This window comes from Curvivirga aplysinae, assembly GCF_009711445.1.
Taxonomy (GTDB): Bacteria; Pseudomonadota; Alphaproteobacteria; order UBA8366; family Aestuariispiraceae; genus Curvivirga; species Curvivirga aplysinae.
Map to the genome: position 1 here is coordinate 1 of NZ_SMMC01000047.1, position 3,937 is coordinate 3,937.

Here is a 3,937-nt window from a genome sequence, read left to right on the forward strand (position 1 = left end):
AACGTCTTTTGTTGTGAAGAATGGCTCAAAGATTTTACTTTTTATTTCTTCGGGAATACCCGTACCATTATCTTCTACCGTGAGGGACACAGCATTATCATTGGAATGGGTTGTAATCACAATTTCCCCGACCCCTCTTCCATTTTCTTCAATGGCGTGAGCTGCATTTACAATCAGATTTAGCATAACCTGATTTAACTCACCTTCCAGACCTTGAATAGACGGCAAATCCTGATCCAAATTGAACGTCAATTCTGCACGGTTCTTCCATTCACTTTGGCAAACCACGCTGGATCGTTCGATAATCTTATTGAGGTTGATACTGGACATTTCCTTGGACACCGGATGTGCAAATTCTTTCATGGCCAGGACGATACTTGAAACCTGCTTAACCCCTTCAATCGATTGAGTGACAGCCTGCGGTAGCTCATCTTTCAAGAAATCAATATCTGCTTCCTCATAAGCCTCAAGACATTCCTTTAATTTTGCGTCAAAGACTTCTAAGCTTTCAACCTCTTTTCCGAGTTCGACATATACATTCATTGTCTCCAGTAGATCTCCTACAGCTTCCCCCATAAACCTAATATTATCACCTATATACTGGATCGGTGTGTTGATCTCATGTGCAATACCGCCGGCAAGTGTACCCAGAGATTCCATTTTCTGGCTCTGCAATAATTCACGTTCCAATTTTCTGTTTTTTTCTTCTGCTTCAATGATATCAGTCACGTCTGTATCGACATATACTCTACCACCTGAAGCCATCTCACGATAACTATGCATTACATGTAAGCCACCGGGGAAGTTTGAAATAGGAAGTTCTCCCTGATCGGCTTTGGTAAAGATATGATTATACTGAGATTCCAATTCTTCTCCCAAACTGTCACTCATATCCTCGTGAAGGATCACTTTTGCACTTAAACCATAGATTTCACCATATGATTTGTTCATATGTAAAATCCTATTGTTTTCATCCAGAATTAGTATGCCTTGAGACAGACTTTCGATGGCGTCATGCAAAACGGATTCAGCGACTTCACGTTTGCTTTCTTCCAATTTACGCGCCTCTTCAAGTTCTGAAGCGTAACGTGCCAAAGATCGTGACATTTCGTTAAAACTAAGGGCTGTATCGGCAAGTTCATCCTTACCTTGTACCTTAATTTGATATCCAATATCTCCTGAAGCAACTTTTTTTGCACCTTGTTGAAGCGAATTAAGCTGGCGTGTCAGCATACCGCCAAGGATAAATCCAAAAACACCAACTAGTATGATTTCTATGAACGCGACAACCAACATATGTTGCTCGGCATCATCAATGAGACCTTCCAGCTGTGCGGTATCCATTCCTAATTCGACGCGACCGAATTCTTCCTGATCAATTGTAATAGGAAAGCTTACATCCAATACCTTATCTTTGAGAGCTTCTTTGATACTCCTATCTTCGATAAACTCTCTACTCAAAATATCTTCTGCACCTTGTTGGGAAAGAATAGCACCTGATCCATGGATAATGCGAATGTATAGAAAGCTTGGATTGGAAATTGTTTTCTCAACCATTGCATCTAAAGTTGCAAGATCCATGGAAACAACAGCATCTGTTGTCATTGTTGCGAATAATTGGGCAGAAGTGCGCGCACGCTCTATAAGTTGTTCTTCATTTGAATCCTGCAGATATTTCATACTGCTGAATACGAGTATGGATAAAAGAACGATCTCGATCAACGCGATCCCCAAAATCGTTTTTAATCGAAACGACATTTAACCTCACCTTGTTGTTCAATGTTGGTATCAGCCATTGATAATCCTAAATCACGCACATCATTCCAGGTGTCATTGGTTGCACTTTGGATACCTTTCATACCAATGTTTTTTAGGAGTTCTGGATACTCTTGAGAGATGACAATCATGGCAGCTTGTATAGCCTGCTTTCTTTTTTTGTCCATATCGCCTTTCACTGCAAATGCATGAGGCGTATATCCATTTGTGCGGTAAATAACTTTCAATTGATCCTTCAAATCATCAGGAATACTATTAAAAGTTCGCTGTACACCGCCACCCGCAGGCATTAATTTATTGGCAACTGCCTTATACACACTATCATGAGATTTCACATAAATTGGTTCGAAATCAATATTCTGGCCACGCATTTCTGCGCGCGGTAAAACGCTTGCACCAAAGGCAGCTGGGGATGGAAAAGCGACTTTTTGGTTCTGCAAATCTTTCAAAGTCATCGCATCTGAATCGCTTCTGACAACGATCAACCCTTTTAGTTTTTTCTCTGTTTGATGAGCGATGGCTTCATATCCGGATTGTTTACTAAAAACGGTGTAATGATAGGGATTCATATAAGAAATATCATAGGCACCCTTCGCTAAGCATTTCTCAAAACTGGGAATATCTTTCATGGTTGCAAATTGAATTGCCATCCCGGTTTGATTGGAGATTTCATTCATAAATGGCCCCCACATTTTTGCCAGTCGACTAGCCGCTTGCTGAGGTACGATGCCAAAATACAATCTATTGTCAGATGCCGATGCAACATTGGAAGCTGAGACAGTTAAGCCTAAAAACGCGGTAGCGATTACGGTACGAGTTATTTTCTTCATGGAAGCCTCCTATAATTAAAACTTTCCTTAACTTTTCATATCGACCTAACAAAAAATATCCTCATTTGGTGACAAGTTTAGTTAGATTTAAAATTTTGAATAGCTGTTTGAATAAATGCTTCGATATCTTGATCATCAAAATTAAGCTGGCTCTGCAAAAAACTGTCTTGCTTCAGCCGAGATAAAATTTCAGCTTCTTCCTGATTTACATCAGCCATCAATTGGGTAAATAACTGTGCAAAGTAAACGCATGTGATAATTGGAGCTTCTTCTCCTTCCCAATCGTGGGGAGTGTGATGAAAAGCGACCGCTTCACAAATCTCTATTGGAAACCCCCATAAACCCAGGATATATCCGCCAATAGCAGCATGATGATAGCCCATAAATTCTTGTTCAAACTCAAATATAGGCTTAGATGTTGCATCAGCTTTATTAGATGCATGCTTGAAAATTTCGGGTTCTTCTGTTGCAATATACAATGTGCCAATATGGGATAAAGCACCCGCTGATGAAGCCCAATCGAGTTGCTGTTCACTTAAATTGAGTTTGCTTGCCAATTGCCCTGATAACTTAGCAATAGACATTGAATTTTCACTCAGGTCGCCCAAAATATCTATGAGATCATCCTGTTTTCTAAAAACACGAAAAAACCCCTCTAATAAAGCAAGACTTCTGATCGTATTTAGGCCAAGTAAATTAAGTGCTGTTTCCAACTTTGTAACCTGTTGAGGTACACCGAAAAACGCCGAATTGCTTATTCTTAAAATTTGGCTTTTCAAACCCAAATCCAGCTCAATTAGGCCACAAATTTCTTGAACATGCGCATCCTTATCCGCAATAGTATGCAATACCCTCATAAAAATATCTGGCAAGGATGGTAACGATTCCAAACCAGTGATTTTGGCACGAATACCTTTTTCATCAATCATAGAACGCAAACTTAGAATGCGAGTTATACTCCGTTCTAAAACTTCAAAGTCACAAGGTTTTGCAAAATATTGATGGGCAGGTCCTACAACCTTCAAAATTGCTTCATTCTCTGCATATCCAGAAAGTACAATTCGCGTCGTATCAGGGGATTTTTCTTTCACCTTCTCTAATAACTCAGCACCGTCCATCTCTGGCATGCGCATATCTGAAACGATGATATCAATCTCATTATCTTCTAAAATTTCTAAGGCATTTTTACCGCCAACGGCAAAACTCATAGACCATTCTTTACGTTTCCCACGGAAACCACGGCGCAACCCTTGAAGAATATTCTCTTCATCATCAACAAATAAAACATGTGGTTTCTGCGACATTATTCCCTCATCCTTCGCTACTATTTT

3 protein-coding genes are annotated in these 3,937 nt (G+C 39.9%); all 3 read right to left on the minus strand.

The genetic code is table 11. The annotated features are described in order from the left end of the window. Positions 1–1,758: sensor histidine kinase (locus E1160_RS00515; protein WP_155153039.1), on the minus strand; the 1,758-nt coding region annotated here is incomplete at its 3' end. Continuing rightward, complete coding sequence (locus E1160_RS00520; protein WP_155153040.1) at positions 1,743–2,606, minus strand: phosphate/phosphite/phosphonate ABC transporter substrate-binding protein; 864 nt, start codon at positions 2,604–2,606, stop codon at positions 1,743–1,745. The genes E1160_RS00520 and E1160_RS00515, both read right to left, overlap by 16 nt. Before the next feature lie 77 nt (positions 2,607–2,683). Next, a complete protein-coding gene (locus E1160_RS00525; RefSeq protein WP_155153041.1) occupies positions 2,684–3,910 on the minus strand; it encodes a response regulator in 1,227 nt (408 codons plus the stop codon). Positions 3,911–3,937 lie beyond the last annotated feature (27 nt).